Origin of the sequence: Photorhabdus caribbeanensis (assembly GCF_018448885.1) — a bacterium.
Lineage (GTDB): Bacteria > Pseudomonadota > Gammaproteobacteria > Enterobacterales > Enterobacteriaceae > Photorhabdus > Photorhabdus caribbeanensis.
Genome location: NZ_RCWB01000162.1, coordinates 1 through 321 on the forward strand (window position 1 = coordinate 1; position 321 = coordinate 321).

Genomic DNA, 321 nt, shown 5'->3' on the forward strand with positions numbered 1-321 from the left:
CCCGTTTACCCGTCGGGTCGAACAGCGCCAGCGGCTCGCCGGTCGGGGCGCTGACCGCATACTGAGTCTCCACTTCCCCGGCCATCAGTTCCACCCGGTTGTCCAGATTAAGCGTAAACTGCTGCGTTTGCTGCGCCACCAGTTCCCAGCCGTCAAACACCAGATGGCGGATCATTTTCAGCCGGCCGTGCTGATATTCGCGGATTTCCGCCGGCACGTCGCCGTCCCATAAGTCTGGCGGATCCTGATGTCATCATACTGACGGGCAGACTTTTCCCATTGATTTAACAGCCTTTTTCTTCACCGCTTTTTCCCACCCTG

At 58.3% G+C, this 321-nt stretch carries 1 protein-coding gene; it reads right to left on the reverse strand.

What is annotated here, in order from left to right; all coding sequences use genetic code 11:
• Nucleotides 1-217, reverse strand: a 217-nt coding sequence (locus EAE90_RS23475; protein WP_246551136.1) for a hypothetical protein, incomplete at its 3' end; no start/stop codon positions are given.
• Nucleotides 218-321: the final 104 nt, after the last annotated feature.